At 70.2% G+C, this 23,515-nt stretch carries 21 protein-coding genes; 3 read left to right on the top strand and 18 right to left on the bottom strand.

What is annotated here, in order from left to right; all coding sequences use genetic code 11:
- Nucleotides 1-5 precede the first annotated feature (5 nt).
- Genes nuoK through K9S39_RS24615 form a run of 11 tightly spaced genes read right to left on the bottom strand, consistent with a single transcriptional unit; the run spans nt 6 to nt 10,853 of the window.
- Entirely contained in the window at nt 6-305 is a 300-nt protein-coding gene (gene nuoK, locus K9S39_RS24665) for an NADH-quinone oxidoreductase subunit NuoK (protein ID WP_248865509.1), read from the bottom strand.
- The gene (locus K9S39_RS24660; RefSeq protein ID WP_248865508.1) at nt 302-1,168 is read right to left on the bottom strand and encodes an NADH-quinone oxidoreductase subunit J; all 867 of its coding nucleotides are present in this window, start codon (nt 1,166-1,168) and stop codon (nt 302-304) included. Before K9S39_RS24660 ends, nuoK begins: the two co-directional genes overlap by 4 nt.
- On the bottom strand, nt 1,165-1,743 hold the full coding sequence (gene nuoI, locus K9S39_RS24655) for an NADH-quinone oxidoreductase subunit NuoI (protein WP_248865507.1): 579 nt from the start codon (nt 1,741-1,743) through the stop codon (nt 1,165-1,167). The genes K9S39_RS24660 and nuoI overlap by 4 nt, the downstream gene beginning before the upstream one ends.
- Complete coding sequence (gene nuoH / locus K9S39_RS24650; RefSeq protein ID WP_248868946.1) at nt 1,736-3,130, bottom strand: NADH-quinone oxidoreductase subunit NuoH; 1,395 nt, start codon at nt 3,128-3,130, stop codon at nt 1,736-1,738. The genes nuoI and nuoH overlap by 8 nt, the downstream gene beginning before the upstream one ends.
- The gene (locus tag K9S39_RS24645) at nt 3,130-5,652 is read right to left on the bottom strand and encodes an NADH-quinone oxidoreductase subunit G (RefSeq protein WP_248865506.1); all 2,523 of its coding nucleotides are present in this window, start codon (nt 5,650-5,652) and stop codon (nt 3,130-3,132) included. The genes nuoH and K9S39_RS24645 overlap by 1 nt, the downstream gene beginning before the upstream one ends.
- Complete coding sequence (gene nuoF / locus K9S39_RS24640) at nt 5,649-7,031, bottom strand: NADH-quinone oxidoreductase subunit NuoF (RefSeq protein ID WP_248865505.1); 1,383 nt, start codon at nt 7,029-7,031, stop codon at nt 5,649-5,651. Before nuoF ends, K9S39_RS24645 begins: the two co-directional genes overlap by 4 nt.
- Nucleotides 7,031-7,795, bottom strand: a complete 765-nt coding sequence (gene nuoE / locus K9S39_RS24635) for an NADH-quinone oxidoreductase subunit NuoE (protein ID WP_248868945.1) — start codon at nt 7,793-7,795, stop codon at nt 7,031-7,033. Before nuoE ends, nuoF begins: the two co-directional genes overlap by 1 nt.
- A gap of 50 nt (nt 7,796-7,845) precedes the next feature.
- Complete coding sequence (locus K9S39_RS24630; protein WP_406708008.1) at nt 7,846-9,165, bottom strand: NADH-quinone oxidoreductase subunit D; 1,320 nt, start codon at nt 9,163-9,165, stop codon at nt 7,846-7,848.
- Nucleotides 9,165-9,914, bottom strand: a complete 750-nt coding sequence (locus K9S39_RS24625; protein WP_248865504.1) for an NADH-quinone oxidoreductase subunit C — start codon at nt 9,912-9,914, stop codon at nt 9,165-9,167. The genes K9S39_RS24630 and K9S39_RS24625 overlap by 1 nt, the downstream gene beginning before the upstream one ends.
- Nucleotides 9,911-10,483: a NuoB/complex I 20 kDa subunit family protein gene (locus K9S39_RS24620; RefSeq protein ID WP_248865503.1), complete on the bottom strand. Its 573-nt coding sequence runs from the start codon at nt 10,481-10,483 to the stop codon at nt 9,911-9,913. Before K9S39_RS24620 ends, K9S39_RS24625 begins: the two co-directional genes overlap by 4 nt.
- Before the next feature lie 10 nt (nt 10,484-10,493).
- Nucleotides 10,494-10,853: an NADH-quinone oxidoreductase subunit A gene (locus K9S39_RS24615; RefSeq protein ID WP_248865502.1), complete on the bottom strand. Its 360-nt coding sequence runs from the start codon at nt 10,851-10,853 to the stop codon at nt 10,494-10,496.
- A 921-nt stretch (nt 10,854-11,774) separates the two neighbouring features.
- Between K9S39_RS24615 and K9S39_RS24610 the strand changes: the two genes are divergently transcribed.
- On the top strand, nt 11,775-12,572 hold the full coding sequence (locus K9S39_RS24610; protein WP_248865501.1) for a C40 family peptidase: 798 nt from the start codon (nt 11,775-11,777) through the stop codon (nt 12,570-12,572).
- 194 nt (nt 12,573-12,766) lie between these two features.
- Here K9S39_RS24610 and K9S39_RS24605 read toward each other — a convergent pair whose 3' ends face one another.
- Nucleotides 12,767-12,949, bottom strand: a complete 183-nt coding sequence (locus K9S39_RS24605; RefSeq protein ID WP_248865500.1) for a hypothetical protein — start codon at nt 12,947-12,949, stop codon at nt 12,767-12,769.
- Between the two features lie 608 nt (nt 12,950-13,557).
- Between K9S39_RS24605 and K9S39_RS24600 the strand changes: the two genes are divergently transcribed.
- A complete protein-coding gene (locus tag K9S39_RS24600) occupies nt 13,558-14,097 on the top strand; it encodes a hypothetical protein (protein WP_248865499.1) in 540 nt (179 codons plus the stop codon).
- Nucleotides 14,098-14,178: 81 nt separating this feature from the next.
- On the opposite strand, the gene K9S39_RS24595 is transcribed toward K9S39_RS24600, so the two are convergent.
- The 5 genes from K9S39_RS24595 to K9S39_RS24575 form a co-directional block, all read right to left on the bottom strand.
- On the bottom strand, nt 14,179-15,498 hold the full coding sequence (locus K9S39_RS24595; RefSeq protein ID WP_406708007.1) for a geranylgeranyl reductase family protein: 1,320 nt from the start codon (nt 15,496-15,498) through the stop codon (nt 14,179-14,181).
- Nucleotides 15,499-16,031: 533 nt separating this feature from the next.
- The gene (locus K9S39_RS24590) at nt 16,032-16,730 is read right to left on the bottom strand and encodes a demethylmenaquinone methyltransferase (RefSeq protein ID WP_248865498.1); all 699 of its coding nucleotides are present in this window, start codon (nt 16,728-16,730) and stop codon (nt 16,032-16,034) included.
- A gap of 342 nt (nt 16,731-17,072) precedes the next feature.
- Nucleotides 17,073-17,675 (bottom strand): hypothetical protein, encoded by a 603-nt coding sequence (locus K9S39_RS24585; RefSeq protein WP_248865497.1) that lies wholly within the window; start codon nt 17,673-17,675, stop codon nt 17,073-17,075.
- Between the two features lie 7 nt (nt 17,676-17,682).
- Nucleotides 17,683-18,882, bottom strand: a complete 1,200-nt coding sequence (gene mqnC, locus K9S39_RS24580; RefSeq protein WP_248868942.1) for a cyclic dehypoxanthinyl futalosine synthase — start codon at nt 18,880-18,882, stop codon at nt 17,683-17,685.
- 188 nt (nt 18,883-19,070) lie between these two features.
- A complete protein-coding gene (locus tag K9S39_RS24575) occupies nt 19,071-21,170 on the bottom strand; it encodes a serine/threonine-protein kinase (protein WP_248865496.1) in 2,100 nt (699 codons plus the stop codon).
- Between the two features lie 148 nt (nt 21,171-21,318).
- Here K9S39_RS24575 and K9S39_RS24570 point away from each other — a divergent pair, with 148 nt between their 5' ends.
- Complete coding sequence (locus tag K9S39_RS24570) at nt 21,319-22,416, top strand: alpha/beta hydrolase (protein ID WP_248865495.1); 1,098 nt, start codon at nt 21,319-21,321, stop codon at nt 22,414-22,416.
- Between the two features lie 54 nt (nt 22,417-22,470).
- Here K9S39_RS24570 and K9S39_RS24565 read toward each other — a convergent pair whose 3' ends face one another.
- Nucleotides 22,471-23,361 (bottom strand): menaquinone biosynthetic enzyme MqnA/MqnD family protein, encoded by an 891-nt coding sequence (locus K9S39_RS24565; protein WP_248865494.1) that lies wholly within the window; start codon nt 23,359-23,361, stop codon nt 22,471-22,473.
- Nucleotides 23,362-23,515: the final 154 nt, after the last annotated feature.

Genomic DNA, 23,515 nt, shown 5'->3' with positions numbered 1-23,515 from the left:
ACCCCTTACAGCTTCATCAGGCTGGCGTCGTCGACCGAGGCGGTATGACGGGTGCGGAAGATCGACACGATGATCGCCAGGCCGACCACGACCTCGGCCGCGGCGACGACCATCGTGAAGAACGCGATGATCTGGCCGTCCAGATTCCCGTGCATCCGTGCGAAGACCACCAAGGCGAGATTGCAGGCGTTGAGCATCAGCTCGATGCACATGAACACCACGATGGCGTTCCGCCTGGTCAGGACCCCGGCCGCGCCGATGGTGAACAGCAGGGCGGCGAGATAGAGGTAGTAGACCGGGTTCATTTCTGGGCCCCCTCCTTGTGCCCCTTCGGTGTCGCGCCACCGGATGACGGGGGCTCCGGCTCCTCGTCGGAGCCCCGCCCCAGCCAGTCCTCGGAGCGCTGCTCCAGCGCCTTCAGCTCGGCGAGCGACTCACCGGAGACATCGCGGATCTGGCCGCGCTCCCGCAGCGTCGGGCTGACGGTCAGCTCGGACGGGGTGCCGTCCGGAAGCAGTCCGGGGATGTCGACGGCGTTGTGCCGGGCGTAGACACCGGGGGCGGGCAGCGGCGGTACCTGCTTGCCTTCGCGGACCCGGGCCTCGGACTGCTCGCGCTGGCTCTTGGCGCGCTCCGTGCGCTCCCGGTGGGTGAGCACCATCGCGCCGACGACCGCGGAGATCAGCAGCGCGCCGGTGACTTCGAAGGCGAAGACGTACTTGGTGAAGATGATTGCGGCCAGGCCCTGCACATTGCCGCCGGCGTTGGCCTCGCCCAGGCCGTTGAACTCCCTGAGCGAGGCGTTGCCGATGCCGGCGACGAGCAGGATGCCGAAGCCGATGCCCAGGCCCGCGGCGAGCCAACGCTGGCCCTTGAGCGTCTCCTTGAGGGAATCGGCCGCGGTGACCCCGACCAGCATGACGACGAACAGGAACAGCATCATGATCGCGCCGGTGTAGACGATGATCTGGACGACACCGAGGAAGTACGCGCCGTTGGCCAGATAGAAGATCGCCAGGACGATCATGGTCCCGGCGAGCGAGAGGGCGCTGTGCACCGCCTTCTTCATCAAGATCGTGCCCAGCGCGCCGCAGACGGCGACGGTGCCCAGGATCCAGAACTGCACGGCCTCCCCCGAGGAGGTCGCGGTGAAGGCGAGGGCGGTCATGCCTGCACCCCCTCATCGGTGGGCTGCTCGCCCTCGGAGACCGCGACCTGACGGACGGTGCCGGGCGCGGCCTCCGTCACCAGGCCGTTGTAGTAGTCCTTCTCCGTCATGCCGGGGTAGATCGCATGCGGTGAGTCGACCATCCCCTCCTCCAGGCCGACGAGCAGCTCCTCCTTGGTGTAGATCAGCGATTCGCGGGACTTGTCGGCGAGTTCGTACTCATTGGTCATGGTCAGCGCGCGGGTCGGGCAGGCCTCCACGCACAGGCCGCACAGAATGCAGCGCAGATAGTTGATCTGGTAGACGCGGCCGTAGCGCTCGCCCGGGGAGTAACGCTCCTCCTCGGTGTTGTCCGCGCCCTCGACATAGATCGCGTCCGCCGGGCAGGCCCAGGCGCACAACTCGCAGCCGATGCACTTCTCCAGGCCGTCCGGATGGCGGTTGAGCTGATGCCGGCCGTGGAAGCGCGGCGCCGTCGGCTTCTTCTCCTCCGGGTACTGCTCGGTCAGCCGCTTCTTGAACATGGCCCGGAAGGTCACGCCGAAGCCGGCCACGGGGTTCTGGAACTCAGGCACCGTCGCCCCCCTTTCCGTCGTTTCCGTTTCTGTCACTGACAGTGTCCACCCCGCCACTGACAATCAACTCACCGTCACGGCGAGGGCGTCGGCGTGGCACGGGCGGCAGGCTCTGACCGGGCAGCGGCGGCACGGGGAATCCGCCGGCCATCGGGTCGAAGGCCCCGCCACCGTCCTTCTCCCCTTCGGCTTCCTCCTCACCTCGCCGGAAGAAGTCCGCGACGAGGGAGACCAGCAGCAGGGCGATGGCCGCCCCGGCGACGTACAGCACGATCTGCTGGAAGGCGAAGCCCTCGTTCTTCAGCGCCCGGACGGTGGCCACCAGCATCAGCCAGACCAGCGACACCGGGATGAGGACCTTCCACCCCAGCCTCATCAGCTGGTCGTAACGCACCCGGGGGAGCGTGCCGCGCAGCCAGATGAAGAAGAACAGCAGCAGCTGCACCTTGACGACGAACCAGAGCAGCGGCCACCAGCCGTGGTTCGCGCCCTCCCAGAACGTGGAGACGGGGTACGGGGCCCGCCAGCCGCCCAGGAAGAGCGTGGTCGCGACCGCCGCCACCGTCACCATGTTGATGTACTCGGCGAGCATGAACATCGCGAACTTGATGGACGAGTACTCGGTGTTGAAGCCGCCGACGAGGTCGCCCTCGGACTCCGGCATGTCGAACGGCGCGCGGTCGGTCTCCCCCACCATCGTCACGATGTAGATGAGGAACGAGACCGGCAGCAGCAGGATGTACCACTTGTCCTGCTGCGACTCCACGATCGTCGAGGTCGACATCGACCCGGAGTAGAGGAAGACCGAAGCGAACGCCGCACCCATCGCGATCTCGTAGGAGATCATCTGGGCGCAGGCGCGCAACCCCCCGAGCAGTGGGTACGTCGAGCCGGAGGACCAGCCCGCCAGCACGATGCCGTAGATGCCGACGGAAGCGGCGGCCAGGATGTAGAGGATGGCGATCGGCAGGTCCGTCAGCTGCATCGGCGTACGGACACCGAAGATCGAGATCTCGTTGCCCGCCGGGCCGAACGGGATCACCGCGATGGCCATGAAGGCCGGTACGGCCGCCACGACCGGCGCGAGGACATAGACCGCCTTGTCGGCCTTCTTGACGACCACGTCCTCCTTCAGCATCAGCTTGATGCCGTCGGCGAGGGACTGGAGCATGCCCCAGGGGCCGTGCCGGTTGGGGCCGATCCGCAGCTGCATCCAGGCGACGACCTTGCGTTCCCAGACGATCGAGAACAGCACGGTCAGCATCAGGAACGCGAAGCAGAAGACCGCCTTGACGAGGATCAGCCACCACGGGTCGCGGCCGAACATCGAAAGGTCTTCCTGGGCCAGCACGGTGCCCGCGGTGGCCAGTTGATCGAGTTGCCGCATCATGCGTCCCCCTCCTCGGCCCGCTCCGGGGTACCGGGCACGGCGGAGACCTTCACCAGGTCACCGGGGCGCGCCCCGGTGTCGGCGGCGACACCACCGCCGGTGGAATTCAGCGGCAGCCACACCACCCGGTCGGGCATCGGCGTGATCTGAAGGGGCAGCCGCACCGATCCGGCCGGACCGGTGACCGCCAGCAGGTCCCCGTCCTTGACGCCGGTCTCCTGTGCGGTGGCCTGCGAGAGCCGGGCGACCGCGGCGTGCCGGGTGCCGGCCAGCGCTTCGTCGCCCTCCTGGAGCCGCCCCTGGTCGAGCAGCATCCGGTGGCCCGCGAGGAGAGCCTCACCGGTGCCGGGGCGGGGCAGCGGGCGCCCGGTCTCCACGGGGTCGGCCGCGTGCGGGCCGTCCCAGCCGCCGAGCCGGTCCAGCTCGCGGCGTACGGTGCGGACATCCGGCAGCCCGAGGTGGACGTCGAGAGCGTCCGCCAGCATGTGCAGCACCCGGGCGTCCGGCAGCAGATGCCTGCGGGTCATCTGGTCCGGCTTGACCGCGGCCTCGAACGGCCGTGCCCGGCCCTCCCAGTTGAGGAAGGTGCCGGCCTTCTCGACCACGGCCGCCACCGGGAGGACCACGTCCGCCCGCTCGGTGACCTCCGAGGGCCGCAGCTCCAGGCTGACCAGGAAGCCGACCTCGTCCAGGGCGGTGAGCGCGCGCGCCGGGTCCGGCAGATCCGCGGTCTCCACGCCGGCCACCAGGAGCGCGCTGAGCTCACCGGTCGCCGCGGCCTCGATGATCTGGCCGGTGTCCCGCCCGTGCCGGTGCGGGAGTTCGGCCACGCCCCAGACGGCGGCGACCTCGTCGCGGGCCCGGGGGTCGGTGGCGGGCCGGCCGCCGGGCAGCAGCCCCGGCAGGGCGCCCGCCTCAAGGGCGCCGCGCTCGCCCGCCCGCCGCGGCATCCACACCAGGTGGGCGCCGGTGACGGAGGCGGCGCGCACCGCCGCGGTCAGCGCGCCGGGCACCCCGGCCAGCCGCTCACCGACGAGGATCACCGCGCCGTCGGCCCGCAGCGCCTCGGCCGCGGCCTTTCCCACGCCGTCCAGGCCGACGCCGGCCGACCCCTCTTGAGACAGAGCCGTCAGCCATTCGGTCTCGGTCCCCGGGGCGGCCGGCAGCAACGTGCCACCGGCCTTGATCAGCCCGCGTGAGGCGTGGCCGGCCAGCCCGTAGGTGCGCTGTCCGTGCTTACGGTGCGCCTTGCGCAGCCGCAGGAAGACGCCCGGCGCCTCCTCCTCCGCCTCGATGCCGGCCAGCAGCACGGCCGGCGCCTGCTCCAGCGCGGAGTACGTGACGCCCCCGCTGCCCCCGAGGTCACGGCCGCGCCCGGCGACCCTGGCCGCCAGGAAGTCGGCCTCCTCGGCGCTGTGCACCCGGGCCCGGAAGTCGATGTCGTTGGTGTGCAGCGCGATCCGGGCGAACTTGGCGTAGGCGTAGGCGTCTTCGACGGTCAGCCGGCCGCCGGTGAGCACCCCGGTGCGCCCGTTGGCGGCGGCCAGCCCACGGGCTGCGGCCGCCAGCGCCTCCGGCCAGCTCGCCGGCTCCAGTTCGCCGGAGTCCGCGTCGCGTACCAGGGGGGTCTCCAGCCGGTCGCGCTGCTGCGCGTAGCGGAAGGCGAACCGCCCCTTGTCGCAGATCCACTCCTCGTTGACCTCGGGGTCGTCCGCCGCCAGCCGCCGCAGGACCTTGCCGCGCCGGTGGTCCGTACGGGTCGCACAGCCGCCCGCGCAGTGTTCGCACACCGACGGCGAGGAGACCAGGTCGAAGGGGCGGGAGCGGAAGCGGTAGGCGGCGGAGGTGAGCGCGCCGACCGGGCAGATCTGGATGGTGTTCCCGGAGAAGTACGAGAGGAACGGGTCGCCCTCTCCGGTGCCGACCTGCTCCAGGGCGCCGCGCTCCAGCAGATCGATCATCGGGTCACCGGCGATCTGTTCGCTGAAGCGGGTGCAGCGCGCGCACAGCACACAGCGCTCGCGGTCCAGCAGCACCTGCGTGGAGATCGGTACCGGCTTCCGGAACGTCCGCTTCTTGCCCTCGAAACGGGAGTCCGGGTCGCCGACCTGCATCGCCTGGTTCTGCAGCGGGCACTCGCCGCCCTTGTCGCAGACCGGGCAGTCCAGCGGGTGGTTGATCAGCAGCAGTTCCATCACCCCGCGCTGGGCCTTCTCGGCCACCGGGGAGGTGAGTTGCGTCTTGACGACCATCCCGTCGGTGCAGGTGATGGTGCAGGACGCCATCGGTTTGCGCTGCCCCTCGACCTCGACGATGCACTGCCGGCAGGCGCCGGCCGGATCCAGCAGCGGGTGGTCGCAGAAGCGCGGGATCTCGATGCCGAGGAGTTCGGCGGCGCGGATGACCAGCGTCCCCTTGGGAACGGAGATCTCGATGCCGTCGATTGTCAGGGAGACGAGGTCCTCGGGCGGGACGGCCGCCTCGCCGCCCCCAGTGGGGGCGTTGGTCGTGACGGTCATGCGTTCACCCCCAGGTGAGCGTCGTTGTCGGCCCAGACGGTCGACTTGGCGGGGTCGAAGGGGCAGCCCTTGCCGGTGATGTGCCGCTCGTACTCCTCGCGGAAGTACTGGAGCGAGGAGAAGATCGGCGAGGCCGCGCCGTCGCCCAGGGCACAGAAGGACTTGCCGTTGATGTTGTCGGCGATGTCGTCGATCTTGTCGAGGTCGTCCATCCGGCCCTTGCCGGCCTCGATGTCGCGCAGCAACTGCACCAGCCAGTAGGTGCCTTCGCGGCAGGGTGTGCACTTGCCGCAGGACTCGTGCGCGTAGAACTCCGTCCAGCGGGTGACGGCCCGTACGACACAGGTGGTCTCGTCGAAGCACTGCAGCGCCTTGGTGCCGAGCATCGAGCCGGCCGCGCCGACGCCCTCGTAGTCGAGCGGGACGTCCAGGTGTGCGTCGGTGAGCAGCGGTGTCGAGGAGCCTCCCGGCGTCCAGAACTTGAGCCGGTGCCCGGGCCGCATCCCGCCGCTCATGTCCAGCAGCTGGCGCAGGGTGATGCCCAACGGGCCTTCGTACTGGCCGGGGTTGGCGACATGACCGCTGAGCGAGTAGAGCGTGAAGCCCGGGGACTTCTCGCTGCCCATCGACCGGAACCAGTCCTTGCCCTTGTTCATGAGGGCGGGAACCGACGCGATGGACTCGACGTTGTTCACGACAGTGGGGCAGGCGTACAGGCCCGCCACCGCGGGGAAGGGAGGACGCAGCCGGGGCTGTCCGCGACGGCCCTCCAGGGAGTCCAGCAGCGCGGTCTCCTCACCACAGATGTACGCGCCCGCGCCCGCGTGCACGACGACGTCCAGGTCGAGCCCCGAGCCCAGGATGTTCTTGCCGAGGTAGCCCGCCGCGTACGCCTCGCGTACCGCCTCGTGCAGCCGCCGCAGCACGGGCACGACCTCACCGCGCAGATAGATGAACGCGAGATTCGACCGGATCGCATGACAGGCGATCACGATCCCCTCGATGAGGACGTGCGGGTTCGCGAACAGGAGCGGGATGTCCTTGCACGTCCCGGGCTCCGACTCGTCGGCGTTGACGACGAGATAGTGCGGTTTGCCGTCGCCCTGCGGGATGAACTGCCACTTCATGCCGGTCGGGAAACCCGCGCCGCCGCGGCCGCGCAATCCGGAGTCCTTGACGTACGCGATGACGTCGTCCGGTGCCATCGCGAGCGCCTTGCGCGCGCCCGCGTAGCCCTCGTGCCGCAGATAGGTCTCCAGGGTCCAGGATTCGGGCTGGTCCCAGAAGGCGGACAGAACGGGCGCCAGGATCTTCTCCGGGCTCGTCTCTCCCCCGGCCTCCGGCCGCGAGGTGCCGCCGTACTCGGGTGCCACCGTCATCACTCCCCCTCCTCGTCCGTGTGCTCGGCCGCATCGCCGGCCTGGTCCTGCGGCCGGCCCGCGGCGCGCGGCGCGATGACGTGGTCGGTGCCACGGCCCGGGGCGGCCTCACCCTTGGCGAGCCGGAGTCCGATCAGCGAGGCGGGCCCCGCGCCGCCGGTCGCCGCCACCGCGCCCGGCCGCTCGTCGGGGAAACCGGCCAGCATCCGGGCCGTCTCCTTGTACGTGCACAGCGGCGCACCACGGGTGGGCTCGACGGTCCGGCCCGCCCTCAGGTCGTCGACGAGCCGCTTGGCGGAGTCCGGCGTCTGGTTGTCGAAGAACTCCCAATTGACCATCACCACGGGCGCGAAGTCGCAGGCCGCGTTGCACTCGATGTGTTCGAGGGTGACGGCGCCGTCCTCGGTGGTCTCGCCGTTGCCGACGCCGAGGTGTTCCTTCAGCTCCTCGAAGATGGCGTCGCCGCCCATCACCGCGCACAGCGTGTTGGTGCAGACCCCGACCTGGTAGTCGCCGCCCGGCGAGCGGCGGTACATGGTGTAGAAGGTCGAGACCGCGGTGACCTCGGCCGTGGTCAGGTCCAGCTGCTCGGCGCAGAAGCGGATACCGGTACGGGTGACATGGCCCTCCTCGGCCTGGACGAGGTGCAGCAGCGGCAGCAGCGCGGAGCGGGAGTCGGGATAGCGGGCGATCAGCCCTTCGGCGTCGGCTTCGAGCCGGGCCCGTACGTCGGCCGGGTAGTCGGGGGCGGGGAGCTGCGGCATCCCCACACTGACCGGGGGCCTGGGGGTCGCTCCCTGGGACGATGCGGTGGTCACCGGTCGACGCCTCCCATCACGGGGTCGATGGATGCGACGGCGACGATGACGTCGGCGACCTGGCCGCCTTCGCACATCGCCGCCATGGCCTGCAGATGGGTGAAGGACGGATCACGGAAGTGCACCCGGTAGGGGCGGGTGCCGCCGTCGCTGACCGCATGCACGCCCAGCTCGCCCTTGGGCGACTCCACGGTGGCGTACGCCTGTCCCGGCGGGACCCGGAATCCCTCCGTCACCAGCTTGAAGTGGTGGATCAGGGCCTCCATCGAGGTGCCCATGATCTTTTTGATGTGGTCGAGGGAGTTGCCGAGGCCGTCCGGACCGAGGGCCAGCTGTGCGGGCCAGGCGATCTTCTTGTCGGCGACCATCACCGGGCCCGGCGCCAGCCGGTCCAGGCACTGTTCGACGATGTGCAGCGACTGGTGCATCTCCTCCAGCCGGATCAGGAACCGGCCGTAGGCGTCGCAGGTGTCGGCGGTCGGCACCTCGAACTCGTAGTTCTCGTATCCACAGTACGGCTGCGCTTTGCGCAGGTCGTGGGGCAGTCCGGCGGAGCGCAGGATGGGCCCGGTGACGCCGGTGGCCATGCAGCCGGCCAGGTCGAGGTGGCCGATGCCCTCCATGCGGCCCTTGAAGACCGGGTTGCCGGTGATGAGCTTGTCGTACTCGACGATGTTCTTGCGCATCTTCTTGATGAAGCCGCGCACCTGGTCGACGGTGCCCGGGGGCAGGTCCTGGGCGAGGCCGCCGGGACGGATGTAGGCGTGGTTCATCCGCAGACCGGTGATCAACTCGAAGATGTCGAGGATGAGTTCACGGTCCCGGAAGCCGTAGATCATGACCGTGGTGGCGCCCAGTTCCATACCGCCGGTGGCGATGGCCACCAGATGGGAGGAGAGCCGGTTGAGCTCCATCAGCATCACGCGGATGACGGTGGCGCGGTCGGGGACGTCGTCGGTGATACCGAGCAGCTTCTCCACGGCCAGGCAGTAGGCCGTCTCGTTGAAGAAGGGCATCAGGTAATCCATCCGCGTCACGAACGTGCTGCCCTGCGTCCATGTCCGGTATTCGAGGTTCTTCTCGATGCCGGTGTGCAGATAGCCGATGCCGCAGCGGGCCTCGGTGACGGTCTCCCCGTCGATCTCCAGGATCAGCCGGAGCACACCGTGCGTGGAGGGGTGCTGCGGCCCCATGTTGACGATGATCCGCTCGTCGTCGGACGTGCGGGCCGCGTCCGCGACCTCGTCCCAGTCGCCGCCGGTGACGGTGTAGACGGCGCCCTCGGTGGTCTCGCGGGGAGTGGTGGGGGATGTCATCAGCTGTACGACCTCCGCTGGTCGGGAGCCGGGATCTGGGCGCCCTTGTACTCGACGGGAATGCCGCCGAGCGGGTAGTCCTTGCGCTGCGGGAAGCCCTGCCAGTCGTCGGGCATCATGATCCGGGTGAGCGCGGGATGGCCGTCGAAGACCAGGCCGAAGAAGTCGTAGGTCTCGCGCTCGTGCCAGTCGTTGGTCGGATAGACGCTCACCAGCGACGGCACATGCGGATCGGCGTCGGGCGCCGAGACCTCCAGCCGCAGGAGCCGGTTATGGGTGATCGAGCGCAGGTGGTAGACGGCGTGCAGCTCACGGCCCTGATCGCCGGGGAAGTGCACCCCGCTCACGCCCGTGCACAGCTCGAAGCGCAGCGCCGGGTCGTCGCGGAGGATCTTGGCGACGGCCGGGAGGTACTCCCGCGCGATATGGAAAGTGAGCTCGTCGCGGTCCACGACCGTCTTCTCGATGACGTTCTCGGGGACCAGGCCCTGCTCGTCGAGGGCGCCCTCCAGCTCGTCGGCGATCTCGTCGAACTCTCCGTACGCGCCTTCGGCGCGCGGGCCGCCGTACGGCCGCGGCGTCGCGCCGGGCATCCGGACGGACCGGACGAGCCCCCCGTAGCCGGAGGTGTCACCGCCGTTGGCGGGGCCGAACATGCCGCGGCGGGTCGCGATCAGCTCATCGGCGTGGCCGCGCTGTTGCGCCGGGACGTTCTGGTCCGGTGCGTTCGGGTCGTCCTGCTCGCTCACCGCGGCAGCCCTTTCTTTTCGGTCGAGAAGGGCATCTCGATCAACGGGAGTGCCTTGAGCGCCGCTTCCTCGGCCTCGCGGGCCGCCTGCTGCTGGTTGACCCCGAGCTTGCCGCTCTGGATCTTGTGGTGCAGCTTGAGAATGCTGTCCAGGAGCATCTCGGGCCGCGGCGGACAGCCCGGCAGATAGATGTCGACCGGGATGACGTGATCGACGCCCTGCACGATTGCGTAGTTGTTGAACATGCCGCCCGAAGAGGCGCAAACCCCCATGGAGATCACCCACTTCGGGTTGGGCATCTGGTCGTAGACCTGCCGCAGCACGGGCGCCATCTTCTGGCTCACCCGGCCGGCCACGATCATCAGATCCGCCTGCCGGGGCGAGCCGCGGAACACTTCCATACCGAAGCGGGCCATGTCGTAGCGCCCGGCGCCGGTCGTCATCATCTCGATGGCGCAGCAGGCCAGCCCGAAGGTCGCGGGGAAGACCGAGGACTTGCGCACCCAGCCCGCGGCCTGCTCGACGGTGGTCAGCAGAAAGCCGCTCGGCAGCTTCTCTTCAATTCCCATTGGTGGCCCCTTAGTCCCATTCCAGGCCGCCACGACGCCAGACATAGACGTAGGCGACGAAGACGGTGAGCGCGAAGAGGAGCATCTCGACGAGCCCGAACAGCCCCAGGGCGTCGAAGGTGACGGCCCAGGGATAGAGGAAGACGATCTCGATGTCGAAGATGATGAAGAGCATCGCCGTCAGGTAGTACTTGATCGGGAAACGACCACCGCCGGACGGCTGCGGGGTCGGCTCGATTCCGCACTCGTACGCTTCGAGCTTCGCCCGGTTGTAGCGCCTGGGCCCGACGAGCGCGGCCATGACCACGGAGAAGATCGCGAAGCCTGCTCCGAGGGCTCCCAGTACGAGGATGGGCGCATAAGCGTTCACCGTCCTCGCTCCCTTCAGTCGACGATGACTGGATGGCGGTCCGCTCGGGCTCCGTGGCCGCCCCCCATGGAGATCGCGCTATGTGAGGCAGTTCACAAGCCCAAGCCGACTGCATCTTATGCCCGTCGGCCTGTGATCTGCGACACGGGGTCGAGCAGTGCCTTTGTGATCTCCACCACCCGGCGAACGATCATGAAGTCGGATCAGCAGTGATCTTCATACACGAAGCGCGCGGGTGATCACGAGAGGTGACAATCACGCGGGTCGGCGCTGGTCAGGACAGGTTGGCCAATATCAAGTGGTTGACCGTGGAGGCAAATTGGCGTTGGACCGCCACAACTGCTATAGGAGGGGCGGCTGAAGGCGTGGTCGGCTCGCGATCCGACCGTGATCGTCGGTGCGCGCCTCCCTTCACGAGCGGCGCGTACCGCCGTGCACGAACGACGCGCGACTCCGTTCGCGGACGATCGGCATCTCCCGTCGGGAGCGATCGACACCCGACGGCAAGCCGACGCCCCGCCGCCTCACATGGGCACCGCTCACCGTCACTCGCGGGCACGGCGCACCCTCCGTCCGGGAGCTCGGCGCGCCTCCCCCTTGGGCGCGTCGGCTCCGCACGAGTCACGGGCGCATAACGGGAACATAACGGGCACTCACGAGTGACCTATCCCACGCGACTTGAAGCGATAAGTCCTTGACGGCTGGGAAGCCTTGGCGTGGCGCGCGCAGAGGTGGTAGGCGCCTCCGGAGCCCGCATCGGGCAGCAAATGCCATGCGTAGGAACATGATCGCGAAATTCGGACATCGCGCTTCCGGTTCAACGGACAGTCAAATGCCCGATTTATTCGGCGCGTACGCGTCAAGTGTGGCGCACTCCACCTTTGTTGGCAGCAACCTCCGGCTCCTGATAGCCGTGGTGCCATGTCCCCGAACGCACTCATACCCAGCCACCGGAAGCCCCGCCGTTCCGCGTCCTCGCGGGCGCTGCGCGCGGGCGTGACCGGTGGCTTCCTCACGCTCGCAGTAACCGGCGCCTCCATGCCGGCCAACGCCACCGAGAAGCCGGCCTCCGAGACCCAGGAGCTGCCGACCATCACGGAGGCGCTCGCGACCACCGCCGCCAAGAGCGCCGACACCGCTCAGCAGGTCGCGGTCTCCTACGAGCGGCAGGCGCTCCAGGACAGCGCCGCCGCCAAGGCCGCCGAGGTCGCGGAGAAGAAGCAGGCCGCCGCCGAGAAGAAGGCCAAGGCGGAGGCCGAGAGGAAGGCGGAGGCGGCACGCAAGGCCGAGGAGGCCACCCAGGCCCGCGCCTCGCGCTCCGCCGAGCGCACCACCCTGTCCGCGCCGTCGAGCTCCACCGCCTCCGGCAGCGTCGCGACCCTGGTCTCCTTCCTGAAGGCGCAGCTCGGCAAGTCCTATGTGCTGGGCTCCAGCGGCCCCTCCGCATTCGACTGCTCCGGCCTGACCCAGGCCGCGTTCCGCCAGATCGGCATCGACCTGCCCCGCGTCTCGCAGAACCAGTCGACCAGGGGCACCCAGGTCGGCCTGGGCAACCTCCAGGTCGGCGACATCCTGTACTGGGGCAGCGCGGGCAGTGCCTACCACGTCGCCGTCTACGTCGGCGACGGCAACTTCATCGGCGCGCAGAACTCCAGCACCGGCATCGTCGAGCGCCCGCTCAGCTACGACCAGCCGACCGGCGCGGTACGGGTCCTCTGAGACCGCCGCGCACGGAATCGTGAGCGAGCGCAGCGCGTAGGCGTGCAGGCGCATGAGCGTGCAGAGCGCATGAGCGTGCGCAGCGCCTGAATTGCGCAGCGCCTGAAATACGCGGCTACCGAGGGCCGCCCTTCCCCCCGCTTGGGAAGGGCGGCCCTTTGCGTGTGTCAGTCGAGCGTGTCAGTCGAGCGTCGTCACCGGCGGATCCGGTCACCACCCATGTCGCCGGTGTTCGGCGTTCCGGCCGGCTCCAGCGGCAGGAACGCGGTCTCCTCGTCCGCCTTGGGGCAGTTCTGCGACCAGAGCTCGCTGAACAACGACAGCTTCTCGGCCAGATTCACGGCGTGGGGCGCGAGGGGGTTCACTGCGGGAGGCATGGACGGTCTGCCTTCCGGGGCGACCTGACGGGATGCGACGTAGCCGGATCACAGACAGCTGACACTCGATGCACGCCCCCACCGGCCTCTTTCGCCCACCGTCGGGAGGGCACGGGCCGCAGGACGGAGTCCGGAGGCCCGTCACCGCACCCGAAAAACCCCACGCCCGCCGCAGGCGCAACGGCGAAACACCCACACGGCGGGAAAGCCGACAACGTGGGGCGCACGCCCGCCGCAGGCGCCCCCACGGCCGGGCGACCGAAACGGCGGGACAACTCGGCCCAGGCAAAGCGCAGCGGACAGCCGACAACGACGAGCAACCCAGCTGGCCCAGGCAAAGCGCAGCGAACGGGCTGCGCCAAACAGGCGAACCGCGCCACTCGCGACACGCCAGCGGACGTGCGCGAACTCCCCTCCCCAGGCCCGCCCCGACTCCCTTTCGGACCAACCCCGAGCACGGCTCGACGTGCGGGCCGTGGAGCGCTGCTTTGACATGGCACCAGGAAGAGACAGCGAAAAGACGGCGAAAAGACCGGAAAAAGCCGCGAAGACACTGCCTTAACGCTCGCGGATCACCACTCCGCAACCGCACTCCTGGAGGAACCCCCATGCGTCCAGTCAGCCGTACCCTGGTCGGTTCCGCGCTCTCGGCCATGGCCCTCGGCGTCGCCGCCCCCTCCGCGTCCGCCGATCCGTCCGCGTCGGTCAGCCCGGAGGTCGTCGGGCCGGGCGGGACCATCACCGTCACCGTGATGTGCGACAGCGGGCACCGTGCGGTGCTGCCCAGCACCGTCATCGGCTACGGCCAGGTCCTCGCCAAGGGCAGCCTCTCGCTCAACCGCCAGGGCGGCACCAGCACATACCGCGGCTCGGGCCGGGTCATCGCCCAGCTCTCCGGCCGCGCCGGCCAGGCCGGCCGGCAGGCCGAGTGGGGGATCGAGGGCCGGTGTCCGGACGGCAAGCGGTGGAGCGCCACGGCCCGGACCCGGGCCGAGGCCAAGACACCGCACGGCAAGATGCGTGCGGGCGTCGGCGGTTCCATGGAACGGAGCAACACCGTGTTGATCGCCGCGGGCGGCGCCGCCCTCGCGGTCGCGGGCTGCGGCGGCTACCTCCTGATGCGGCGCAGCCCCGACGAGGAGGAGTGAGCGGGTCGGGGCTCGCCCGGCACCTGCCCTTAGGGGTTGGCGAAACCCATCGGCCCCGTCGCGCCTTCCTCGCGCCCCTTGTCACGCCTTCGGCGCGACCTTGCTCAGGCCGTTGATGATGCGGTCCATCGCGTCGCCGCCCGTCGGGTCGGTGAGGTTGGCGAGCATCTTGAGGGTGAAGCGCATCAGCAGGGGGTGGGTCAGGCCGCGCTGGGTGGCGACCTTCATGACCTTGGGGTTGCCGATGAGCTTCACGAAAGCGCGGCCGAGGGAGTAGTAGCCGCCGTAAGTGTCCTTGAGGATCTTCGGGTAGCGCTCCAGTGCCAGCTCGCGCTGTGTGTACGTCGCGCGCCCGTGTGCCTGGACGATGACCTCGGCGGCGAGGCTGCCGGACTCCATGGCGTACGCGATGCCCTCGCCGTTGAACGGGTTGACCAGGCCGCCCGCGTCGCCGACCAGCAGCAGGCCCTTGGTGTAGTGCGGCTGGCGGTTGAACGCCATGGGCAGGGCGGCCCCGCGGATCGGGCCGGACATGTTCTCCGGGGTGTAGCCCCAGTCGGCGGGCATGGAGGCGCACCACGCCTTGAGGATCTCCCGCCAGTCCAGCTCCTTGAAGGCGGCAGAGGTGTTCAGCACACCGAGGCCGACGTTGGACGTGCCGTCGCCCATACCGAAGATCCAGCCGTAGCCGGGGAGGAGACGGTCCTGGGGGCCGCGGCGGTCCCACAGCTCCAGCCAGGACTCCAGGTAGTCGTCGTCGTGCCGCGGCGAGGTGAAGTAGGTGCGTACGGCGACGCCCATGGGGCGGTCCTCGCGGCGGTGCAGGCCCATGGCCAGCGACAGACGCGTCGAGTTGCCGTCGGCGGCGACCACGAGCGGGGCGTGGAAGGTGACCGGGGTCGTGTCCCGTGAGTCGGACCCGGCCTCGCCGAGCTTGGCGTGCACGCCCTCGATACGGCCGGTGAGTTCGTTGATGACGGGCCCGCTGACGTTGCAGCGCTCGTAGAGCCGGGCGCCGGCCTTCTGGGCCTGCCGGGCCAGCTGCTCGTCGAAGTCATCGCGCTTGCGGACGAGTCCGTAGTCGGGGAAGGAGGCGAGTTCCGGCCAGTCGAGCTGGAGCCGGGAACCGCCGCCGATGATGCGCAGGCCCTTGTTGCGCAGCCAGCCCGCTTCCTCCGAGACGTCGATGCCCATCGCGAGCAGCTGCTTGGTCGCGCGGGGGGTGAGGCCGTCGCCGCAGACCTTCTCGCGGGGGAACGCGGTCTTCTCCAGGAGGAGGACGTCGAGTCCGGCCTTGGCGAGGTGGTAGGCGGTCGTCGAGCCGGCCGGCCCGGCACCGACGACGATCACATCCGCGCTGTGCTCTGAGCGGGGTGTGGTCACGGACGCGGACTCGGTCACGGCGCTGTCTCCCGGAAGTCGATATCTGGAAAGCTGGGTGCCGACCGGCACTGGGCATGAGCAGTCTATGGGGCCTTGGTGATCGAAGACCTGAAGGGTTGGCCCATGAAGCCTGTGACGCCCCGTGAAGCCCATGAAGCCCGTGAAGTCCGAGTCTGTGAAGACTGTGGACGCCTCACTGCTCGACGTCGAGCTGCCTGTCGCCAGCGAAGAGGACGCGCTGCACCGGCACACCGGGCGGCTGGGGACGTGGCAGACCGAGACGGTGAGCACGCCGGCGGGGAAGCGGGCGGCATTGCTGACGGCTCGATGTGTGAGGGGGCGGGGAACCGTCGCCGGGTTCGTCGCCGGGCTCGGCGGTGGGCGCCGCGGGAACCGGTGGCGGCCCGACGGGAACAGGTGGTGGCGTGCCAACGGCTGTCGTACGCATGGTTCCCGGTGATGCACGCCCCGTGAAGGGAGGTGCGGAGGGCCGTTACGCCAGCGAGTCCCTGGGGACGGCTGTCCTGGCGGGCCGTCCCCCGCGGACGCCCTCAGCCGGCCGGCTTGGTCCCCCGGTGCAGGGCCACCACACCGCCCGTCAGATTGCGCCAGGCGACCTTGGTCCAGCCCGCGCCCTGCAGCCTGGCGGCGAGTTCCGGCTGGTTGGGCCAGGTTCGGATGGATTCGGCGAGATAGACGTAGGCGTCCGGATTGCTGCAGACCGTGCGGGCGACCGGCGGCAGCGCGCTCATCAGGTACTCGGTGTAGACGGTCCGGAACGGCGCCCAGGTCGGCTCGCTGAACTCGCAGATCACGATCCGGCCGCCGGGCTTGGTGACACGGTAGAGCTCGGCCAGCGCCGCGTCCGTGTCCTGGATGTTGCGCAGCCCGAAGGAGATGGTGACGGCGTCGAACACCTCGTCCCGGAACGGCAGTCGGGTGCCGTCCCCCGCGGTGAACGGCAGCCACGGATGCCGTTTCTTGCCCTCGCCCAGCATGCCGACGGAGAAGTCGCACGGCACGACATACGCCCCGGTCCTGGCGAACGGGAGCGAGGAGGTGCCGGTGCCGGCCGCGAGGTCGAGTACCCGCTCGCCGGGCCGCGCGACCACCGTCCGGTCCACCGCCCTGCGCCACCGGCGGGCCTGCCCCAGGGAGATCACGTCGTTGGTGAGGTCGTACCGCGCCGCCACGTCGTCGAACATCGCGGCGACCTCGTGCGGCTGCTTGTCCAGGGTTGCTCGGGTCACCCGCCCATTGTCCACCGTGCGGGAGCCGGGCCCGCACCGGGCACACCCCACGGCGGAACGCAGGACGGGGACGGGGGCGGGGACGGCCGTATGCTCCCCTCAGAACATCCGTGCGATGCAGCGGTGCAGTGCATCGTGAGCGGCCGGTCCGGCCGTCCCCGCAGCAACGATCATGCCGGTGGGAATGTCCCGGTCCCTTCCGTTGACGCCGCCCTGACATGCGACGGGACCGCATTGACGATCTCTTGGCGGCGACGTCTTTGAAGGGGCTGCTCGATCTTGAGAAGGGCGCTCGCTCCAGAACGTCGGATCCCGGAGCGTCGGATCCCGGAGCGTCGGGCCTCAGCGCCGCCGGAAGACCAGCCGGCCGGCCAGGACGGTGGCCAGACACCTGCCGTCCTCCGCGAAAACGGCGAAGTTCGCCACACCGCCGGTGGCCAGCGCGCGCGGACGGTCCCCGGGTAGACGGTCTCCGGACCGCCCCACCAGCCCGGACCGCCCCACGAGCCCGGGCAGCTCCACAAGCCCCGACCGCTGGACGGCCGTACGGACCGCGGGCCGGGTGAACGGCCCGGTCAGCGTCGTCGTTCCGCACCCGAGCAGCCGTTGCAGCCCACGCCGGGCGCCGGCGCCCCAGCGGGCCTCCGTCATGTCGAGGGCCGCCAGCGCCGCACCCCTGACCGGCTCGGTGCCCAGTTCGTCCGCCTCGCGCGGATCAGGGTGGTAGACGGCCTCCAACAGCGCGGCGCCGTCCGGCTCATGGCGTCCGGGCGTCAGCACGCCGTCCCACTCGCGGACCCGCGCCCTGCTCCCGTATTCCGCGAACAGCTGCTCGTACGGGCCGATGGCCGCGATCCGGTCGCCGGAGACCACGACCGCGTACCCGGCCGCCAACTCGCCGTCGTCGACGAGCCGGACACCGCGCACCCGGTGAAGCGTCAGCATCCGTCGCTCAGTTCGCCTCGACGAGCTTCAGCTCCGGATGCGCCGTGCCTCCCTCGATGGCCGTCGACGAGATGTGCGAGACGACGCGGTCGTCCATCGGGTCGTTCGCCGGGTCGTCGTGCACGACCAGGTGCTCATACGTCGTCGCGCGCTGCGCCGGGACCCGGCCCGCCTTGCGGATCAGGTCGATCAGCTCCAGGCGGTTGGAGCGGTGCTTGGCGCCCGCCGAGGAGACCACGTTCTCCTCCAGCATGACGGAGCCCAGGTCGTCGGCCCCGTAGTGCAGGGAGAGCTGGCCCGCCTCCTTGCCGACGGTCAGCCAGGAGCCCTGGATGTGCGCGACGTTGTCGAGGAAGAGCCGGGCGATGGAGATCATCCGCAGGTACTCGAAGAGGGTGGCCTGCGTACGGCCCTTCAGATGGTTGTTCTCCGGCTGGTAGGTGTACGGGATGAAGGCGCGGAAGCCGCCCGTACGGTCCTGGACGTCGCGGATCATCCGGAGGTGCTCGATGCGCTCGGCGTTGGTCTCGCCGGTGCCCATCAGCATCGTGGAGGTCGACTCCACGCCCAGCCCATGGGCCACCTCCATGATCTCCAGCCAGCGCTCGCCGGACTCCTTCAGCGGGGCGATGGCCTTACGGGGACGGGCCGGCAGCAGCTCGGCGCCGGCGCCCGCGAAGGAGTCGAGCCCGGCGGCGTGAATGCGCTGGATGGCTTCCTCGACGGACACCTTGGAGATCCGGGCCATGTGCTCGACCTCGGACGCGCCGAGGGAGTGGATGACCAGCTGGGGGAATTCCTTCTTGATGGCCGAGAAGTGCTTCTCGTAGTACTCGACGCCGTAGTCCGGGTGGTGGCCGCCCTGGAACATGACCTGGGTGCCGCCCAGTTCGACGGTCTCCGCGCAGCGGCGCAGGATGTCGTCGAGGTCGCGGGTCCAGCCCTTGGCGGTGTCCTTGGGCGGGGCGTAGAACGCGCAGAACTTGCAGGCCGTCACGCACACATTGGTGTAGTTGATGTTGCGCTCGATGATGTACGTCGCGATGTGCTCGGTGCCGGCGTAGCGGCGGCGGCGTACGGCGTCGGCGGCCGATCCGAGCGCGTGCAGCGGCGCGGAGCGGTACAGGTCGAGCGCTTCCTCCGGCGTGATGCGGCCGCCCTGCGCGGCGCGGTCGAGTACGGACTGGAGGTCGGCGTTCTCGGTCACCGGGGCGTCCCTTTCGGAGGCGGACATGAGGCGGACATCACGAGGCATCACGCACATAACGACGCGCGCTATGTGCACAACCACGCGTTTCAACGACCGATCCAGCGTACGCCAGGGGTCCGACAGCCGTGGTGGCGGCCGGGGCGAGCGTCCGCCCTCAGCCGCGGCTCTTCGTGAGTCGCTCTTCGTCAGTCGCTCTTCGTCAGCGTCGCCTTCGGCGTGCCGCCCGCGTCGTCGTCCGAGGTGAAGCCGATCTTGCCGTCCTTGCGGAGGGTGTAGGTCACGGTGGACTGGTTGCCGGTACAGCCCGGCCCCTGCTTGCCGTCGGCGCGTTCCGTGAGCACCAGCCTGGTCGCGGTGGACCGCACCAGCTTCGCCTTCGCCTCACAGACCACCAGCACCGCGTCGTAGGTGGTGTGGATGACGTAGTCGCCCTTGCCGCCGGGCTTGATGACGCTGGTCATGGTCCCGTTGGGGATCCCGCTCCGCGTCCGGACGCTGCCCTTCCAGGCGCCCAGGAAGCCCTTGGCGACAGCGGCCTCGGCGCGGGTGTCCCCGTTCTCGGGGGCGGCCCCGGGCGTCGGCCTGCTCCCGGACGGCGGCCCTTCCGCGGCGTTGTCGGCGCCGCCCCGGCCCGGCAGCAGCTGGAAGACGAACGCGGCGGTGGTCGCGGCGGCCAGCGCACCGGCCACCGACAGCACCAGCGAGCAGCTGACCCGGCGCGGCCGATCCTTGCCGCCGACCGCCCCGGTGAGTGCGATCCGCCGCTCCTTGGGGGCCGGGGCCCCGGTCGGCAGATCGGCGAGGGCGGGGCCGGATGCTCCCGCCCCGGGGCCGCCCGGCGCGGGAGCCGGGCCGCCGGAGGACGCCCCCGCGACGGGCCAGGGGGCGGGATGGGGGTCTCCCCTGCGCATGGGGGACCCCCCTGTTCGAGCGGAGTCGAGAACGTGCGGGAGCAGTTGAGAGCTTGGGGAAGGGCCGGGCTGCTGAGCCGGGATCGCGGGCCCGGCGGCCCCGGGCGCCTGTCCAGCGGCACCCCCATCCGTACCTCCTGCCCCCGCTATGCCGGGCCCCGTGACGGCGGGCCCCTGCACCTGCGCGTCGAACGGCACCAGCCCGGACACGGCTTCCTGCGGCGGCGCCTCGGAGGACGGGCCCGGGCGCGAGGGCCCAGGGTGTGATGGCCCCGGGTGCGCCGGGCCCGTCCGCGCGGCACCCGCCCCGTACCCCGGCGCCTCCGCCACGCGCCCGGCCGCTCCCGCCCCGTACGCCCCGTTCCCCGCCCCGGCCGAAGGCTGCGTCGCCTCGTACGACGGATCCGGCGGCCCGAACGCCCCACCGAGCGGCGCCCGCGCCGCCCCGCCCTGCTCCGCCCCCTCCCCCGCGTCAAGGTTCAGCAGCTCCACCGCCTGCCGGCTGACCCGCTCCACCAGCACTCCCGGCAGCCAGCCGGCGCGTACCAGCTCCGCGGCGCCACCACCGCGCTCCTCCGCGAGCCGCGCCGCGAGCACCTCAGGGGCGGGACGGTCCGCGGGGCTCTTGGTGAGGCAGGCCACCACCAGCTCATGCAGTTCGCCATCGAGCTCCGGCCCGAGCTCCGGCTCCTCATGGACGACCTTGTAGAGCAGCGCCGCCGAGCTGTCCCCGGAGAACGGGCCGGCGCCGGTGGCCGCGAACGCCAGCACCGCGCCGAGCGAGAACACATCGGCGGCGCCGGCCGTGCCCTTGCCGAGGATCTGCTCGGGCGCCATATAGCCGGGGGAGCCGATGGAGACTCCGGTCGAGGTCAGCGAGGCGGTGCCCTCGGTGGCCCGCGCGATCCCGAAGTCGATCAGCACCGGGCCGTCGAGGGTCAGCAGCACATTGGACGGTTTGACGTCCCGGTGCACCAGCCCGAGCGCGTGCACCGCCGCCAGCGCCTCGGCCAGCCCGGCGCCCAGGGCCCGTACGGAGTGCTCGGCGAGCGGCCCGACCTCGCTCACCGCCTGCGAGAGCGACGGGCCCGCGACATAGCCGGTGGCGATCCAGGGCGCGGCCGCCTCCGGATCGGCGTCCAGCACCGGCGCGGTCCAGGCGCCGCCCACCCGCCGCGCCGATTCGATCTCCCGCCGGAACCGGGCCCGGAACTGGTCGTCGGCGGCGAAATGCGCATGGACGACCTTCACCGCGACGGTCCGGCCGCCCGCGCTGCGCCCCAGATAGACCCGGCCCATGCCACCCGCGCCGAGCCGGCCCAGCAACCGGTACCCGCCCAAGGCCCGTGGGTCGTCCCCAGCCAGCGGCTCCATGGCTTGCCTCCCCCTCGTCACGGCGCATCCACCCTATGACCCATGTCATGCCCGGTCCGGGGAAACCTCCACCCCGCTTTCCGCATCAAACAGGGAGCAAGTCGACCAACCTGCCCATCGCGGCAGCGTGACCGCCCGGAGTACGTCCATGCACCAGCCTCCCGGGGCAGTGCCCCCCTACGGCCCGCGACGGGAGTACCGCGCCGGACGCCGCCCGAAGAAGCGACTGTGGCTGGCCGGCGGCCTGCTCGCCGTCCTGGGCCTGACGGCCGTCCTCGTCCTGAACCACTTCGACGTCTTCTCCGACAACGGCGAGCCGATGTCGTTCAACCGGACCGGCCCGGACGGCGGCGGCAACGGCCGGGCATCGACGGGCTCCGGCGACGCCTCCGTACGGATGCCGACCGGCCCGCAGGCGGAGTTCCGTATCGCCAACACCCTCGACGACGGCACCAAGATCGGCGTCACGACGCTGCACGGGAAGGAGTCCGGGTTCACCGGCAAGGTCTGGGTGTGGGCGCCCAAGGAGTACTACGAGGAGCGGTACCGCAAGAGCGCCTTCCCGGTCCTGATCGCGCTGCCCGGCGGGCCCGGCTATCCCATGAACTACTGGATGGGCACCGACCTCAAGCTGCAGAGCACGATCAGCGAGCTGGCGGCCCAGGGCAAGAGCAAGCCGTTCATCGTGGTCATGCCGGTACTGAACCCGGACGCGGACCACTACTACGACGGCAGCGACATCCCGGGTCGGCCGAAGATGGGGACGTGGATGTCCGACGACGTCCCGGACCTGGTCAAGGCCAACTTCCGGACCTACGCGTCACGCGACGGCTGGGCCTTCATGGGCTCCTCCTCGGGCGGCTTCGTCGGCCTCAAGCAGGTCCTCCAGCACCCGGACCGCTTCAAGGCCGTGATCGCCAGCGGCCCCGACACCCGCCCGGACTCACCGCTCTGGCGCGGCCACGAGAAGGAGATGCAGGCGAACGACCCGGAGCGGCTGGCCAAGGCGCTGGCGGCCCGGCCCGGTGCGCCCGACGTCCACCTCCAGTTCCAGACCGGCACCCGGGAAAGCGGCCGGCAGAACCTCGAACGCTTCGTCCGGGAGTACGGAAAGGGCCCGGTCAAGGCCCATCTGCACATCATCCAGGACGGCGGCCACAACGCCAGGGGCTATGTCCAGGGCATGCGGGAGTCCACCCTGGAGGCGATCAGCAAGGTGCTCCGGGGCCCGGAGCCGTCGGCGTAGCGGGGCCCCGGTCGGCGCCCGGGGCGCGCTGCCGGGACGGTTCCGCCCAGGCGGCTACCCGCCCAGCAACTCCACCCGCACATCCGCCGGGAACCCGGTCGTCGGCCCGACCCGCCGGGCGAACTCCGCGACGCCCCGCAGCTGATCGGCCCCGAAGCGGAAGTCCAGCGTGGTGAAGTAACGCTCCAGCACCGACTCGTCGAAGTTCTCCCAGCGCGCCGCCTGTTCGGCGACTTTGGTGACCTCCTCCAGCGACAGATCCCGGGAGGCGAGGAACGCCTCGTGCACCCGCCGCACCATGACGGGCTCGCGCTCCAGATAATCCCGCCGGGTCGCCCAGACGGCGAAGACGAACGGCAGCCCCGTCCAGTCCTTCCACATCTGGCCGAGGTCGTACACCTCCAGGCCCAGCCGCGGCCCGTCGTGCAGATTCGCGCGCAGCGCGGCGTCCCCGATCAGCACCGCCGCGTCCGCCTCCTGCATCATCAGACCGAGGTCCGGCGGGCACGTGTAGTACACGGGCCGTACCCCGATCTTCTCGGCCAGCAGCAGCTGCGCGAGCCGGACGGAAGTGCGCGAGGTCGACCCGAGCGCTATGCGGGCGCCGTCCAGCCGCTCCAGCGGCTTCTGCGAGACGATCACGCAGGACATCACCGGGCCGTCGCACCCGACCGCCAGATCCGGGAACGCCACCAGGTCATCGGCGGCGCGCAGGAATTCCACGAGCGTGACCGGCGCGATGTCGAGTTCCCCGCGGATCAGCTGTTCGCTGAGCTTTTCCGGGGTGTCCTTGGTGAGGTCCAGATCGAGCAGGGTGCCGGTACGGGCGAGGCCCCAGTAGAGGGGCAGGCAGTTCAGGAACTGGATGTGGCCCACCCGCGGCCGGCTGCGACGGTGGTCGGCCTCGGCTCCCGCGGGTGCGTCTCCAAAGGTTGAATTGTCCACATGCGGAGGCTAGACCTGCCGGCTGTGGGGCGATGCGGCGGGGCCGCGTAGGGGCCGCAACGGCGATCGAATAAACGTGATCTTTGGCTCTTCCACCTCGCGAGCGGCACATGCTAAGCTCAGCGCAAGTTGCAGTTTGGTTTCCCTTGCAGTA

Source organism: Streptomyces halobius (assembly GCF_023277745.1).
Classification (GTDB): Bacteria; Actinomycetota; Actinomycetes; order Streptomycetales; family Streptomycetaceae; genus Streptomyces; species Streptomyces halobius.
The sequence above is the reverse complement of the archived record's forward strand: the minus strand, read 5'-3'. Positions and strand labels throughout refer to the sequence as shown.